Annotated in this window: 5 protein-coding genes; all 5 read left to right on the plus strand. The window is 64.8% G+C overall.

Translation table 11 applies throughout. The features are described from left to right. The first annotated feature begins 188 nt into the window (after positions 1-188). Positions 189-479 carry a 30S ribosomal protein S6 gene (rpsF, locus tag WBF82_RS14180; RefSeq protein ID WP_424383634.1) on the plus strand — a complete coding sequence of 97 codons (291 nt, stop codon included), beginning with the start codon at positions 189-191 and terminating at the stop codon, positions 477-479. Positions 480-653: 174 nt separating this feature from the next. Beyond that, a complete protein-coding gene (locus WBF82_RS14185) occupies positions 654-1,184 on the plus strand; it encodes a single-stranded DNA-binding protein (protein WP_424383635.1) in 531 nt (176 codons plus the stop codon). Between the two features lie 30 nt (positions 1,185-1,214). Next, positions 1,215-1,469: a 30S ribosomal protein S18 gene (rpsR, locus tag WBF82_RS14190; protein ID WP_424383636.1), complete on the plus strand. Its 255-nt coding sequence runs from the start codon at positions 1,215-1,217 to the stop codon at positions 1,467-1,469. Positions 1,470-1,500: 31 nt separating this feature from the next. Next, the gene (rplI, locus tag WBF82_RS14195) at positions 1,501-1,959 is read left to right on the plus strand and encodes a 50S ribosomal protein L9 (protein WP_424383637.1); all 459 of its coding nucleotides are present in this window, start codon (positions 1,501-1,503) and stop codon (positions 1,957-1,959) included. A gap of 487 nt (positions 1,960-2,446) precedes the next feature. Further along, positions 2,447-3,227, plus strand: a 781-nt coding sequence (locus WBF82_RS14200) for a DnaB-like helicase N-terminal domain-containing protein (protein WP_424383638.1), incomplete at its 3' end; no start/stop codon positions are given.

Below are 3,227 nucleotides of genomic sequence, written 5' to 3' on the forward strand. Positions count from 1 at the left end.
CAGCTGGCTGCCTGCGGAGCTGCGTCCCGCACGGCTCCGGCAATCGGCGCAGGCGAGCACTGCGGACGAGCCGGATTTCGCAAGCTCAGCCACCATCCGGTAGCCTGAGGCGGTTGCCGACGCAGGCGACCCTCCTGCCACGGAAAAGACCGTGGCCGTAGACGACCATAGGAGGTGATGAGGTTCCCATGCGTCCATACGAAATCATGGTCATCCTTGACCCAACCCTTGACGAGCGCACCGTTGCCCCGTCGTTGGAGACCTTTCTCAACGTCATCCGCAAAGACGGCGGCACGGTGGACAAGGTCGACATCTGGGGCAAGCGCCGGCCGGCGTACGAAATCGCGAAGCATGCCGAGGGCATCTACGCGGTGATCGACGTCAAGGCCGCGCCCGCGACGGTGTCCGAACTCGATCGTCAGCTCAGCCTGAACGAGTCGGTGTTGCGCACCAAAGTTATGCGCACCGACAAGCACTGATTGACGACGATGCAGTGGGGGCAGCGCGATGAGGAGGAGTCGGTCAATCAAGCACCAGCGACCTGTTGGCGAATGACCGCGCCACGTCGGAGCCGTTGCGTAGGCTCTGCGACAGCATGCTCATGACCACCCACCCGCCGACTTCGGCGGGACCACGAGGACCAGGAGGTCACTGTGGCTGGTGACACCACCATCACCGTCGTCGGAAACCTGACCGCTGACCCCGAACTGCGGTTCACCCCGTCCGGCGCCGCCGTGGCGAACTTCACGGTGGCCTCGACACCGCGGATCTACGACCGGCAGAGCGGGGAGTGGAAGGACGGCGAGGCGCTGTTCTTGCGGTGCGCCATCTGGCGTGAGGCCGCCGAGAACGTGGCCGAGAGTCTTACGCGGGGCTCGCGGGTGATCGTGCAGGGCCGGCTCAAGCAGCGCTCGTTCGAGACCCGCGAGGGCGAGAAGCGCACCGTGGTCGAGGTCGAGGTCGACGAGATCGGCCCATCGCTTCGCTACGCGACCGCCAAGGTCAACAAGGCCAGCCGCAGCGGCGGCGGCGGTGGTGGCTTCGGCGGCGGTGGTGGCGGTGGCGGAGGCCAGCGTCAGCCGGCCCCGACCGGCGGCGAAGCCGCGGGAACCGGTGATGACCCATGGGGCAGCGCTCCGGCCTCCGGCTCGTTCGGCGGCGGCGACGACGAACCACCCTTCTAACTTCAGAACCAGAGAACGAAAGAGACACACATGGCTAAGTCCAACAGGCGGCGACCGGCACCGGAAAAGCCGATCAAGACACGCAAGTGCGTGTTTTGCTCGAAAAAGGGCCAAGAGATCGACTACAAGGACACCCAGTTGCTGCGTACCTACATCAGCGAGCGCGGCAAGATCCGCGCGCGTCGCGTCACCGGAAACTGCGTGCAGCACCAGCGCGACATTGCGATCGCGGTGAAGAATGCCCGTGAGGTGGCGCTGCTGCCGTTCACCTCCTCTTCGCGGTAAACGGCTCACGCAGAACGGAATTGACAGACAAATGAAGCTCATTTTGACCACCGATGTCGACCACCTCGGTGCGGTCGGCGACACCGTCGAAGTCAAAGACGGATATGGCCGAAACTTTTTGCTCCCCCGCGGCCTGGCCATCGTCGCATCGCGCGGCGCGCAGAAGCAGGTTGACGACATTCGCCGGGCACGTGATTCCAAGCAGGTGCGAGACCTGGAGCACGCCAACGAAATCAAGACGGCGATCGAGGCGCTCGGCGCGGTTGCTCTAACCGTGAGGACCGCTGGCGACTCGGGCAAGCTGTTCGGGTCGGTGACGCCCAGCGACGTCGTTGTCGCGATCAAAAAAGCAGGCGGACCTAGCTTGGACAAGCGGATCGTCCGATTGCCCAAGGGCTCGATCAAGGCCATCGGCAACCACGCGGTCACGCTGCACGTACACCCGGACGTAGACGTCGAGATCGCGCTCGACGTCGTCGCCGAGGGTTAAGTCTCGATACCCAGCCTCGGTGGGGCCGCAATGGCCGCCACCGGGGTTTTGGTGTTGCTGTCTGGGCTGGCGAACTTGCACGCCGACTTGACGATTAGCGAACGTAACCGTCCGTTAACGCCGCGAATAATTGCCCGAAACGCAACACGCCCGAAGTAGCAACCCGGCCCGACACGCCGAAGAGATTCCCATCCACACAAAATGCGCAGGTCTGTGGTGCGCTTATCTGCAGCGATGTTGCAATGCCGCGAATTGCTCCACAAGTTCTCCACACCCCCTCAACACAGCCTTTGACGGATATGCACACACCATGCACAGCTCTATGAACAAGACCGTTTGGAGTCCTCGCCAGCAACCTTTAGCGTCGACTGCGGTCGTGGGGCGATTGCAATGTGTTGACTCCAGCGGTGTCGGTGGCATGACTTAACGTCAAGTAGCCGCATCGAATGTGCGTTCGAGCGTCGTGCCGGAGGAGGTGGGGAGGCTAGTGGCAGTCGTTGACGATCTCGGCCACCCCGGCATGGAGGCGCCCAGCGAGGACTTCGGCCGCCAACCCCCGCAGGATCTCGCCGCCGAGCAGTCGGTGCTGGGCGGGATGCTACTCAGCAAGGACGCCATCGCCGACGTGTTGGAGAAGCTGCGGCCTGGCGACTTCTACCGCCCGGCACATCAAAACGTCTACGACTCCATCCTCGACCTGTATGGGCGCGGGGAGCCGGCCGACGCGGTGACGGTGGCCGCCGAGCTGGATCGCCGCGGCCTGCTGCGTCGGGTTGGCGGCGCGCCCTATCTGCACACGTTGATCTCGATGGTTCCGACGGCGGCCAATGCCGGCTACTACGCGGACATCGTCGCCGAGAAGGCGCTGCTGCGCCGGCTGGTGGAAGCCGGCACCCGGGTGGTGCAGTACGGCTACGCGGGCGCCGAAGGCGCCGATGTCGCCGAGGTGGTGGACCGGGCGCAGGCCGAAATCTACGACGTGACCGACCGGCGGCTCTCCGAGGACTTCGTCCCACTGGAGGACTTGCTGCAGCCGACGATGGACGAGATCGATGCGATCGCCTCCAACGGCGGGCTGGCTCGCGGCGTTCCCACCGGCTTCACCGAACTCGACGAGGTGACCAACGGGCTGCATCCGGGCCAGATGATCATCGTCGCGGCCAGGCCTGGCGTGGGTAAGGCGCTGGCCCTCGATACCCCGCTGCCGACGCCCAACGGCTGGACGACGATGGGCGACGTCGCCGTCGGTGACGAGTTGCTGGGCGCCG

This window comes from Mycobacterium sp., assembly GCF_049673265.1.
GTDB lineage: Bacteria > Actinomycetota > Actinomycetes > Mycobacteriales > Mycobacteriaceae > Mycobacterium.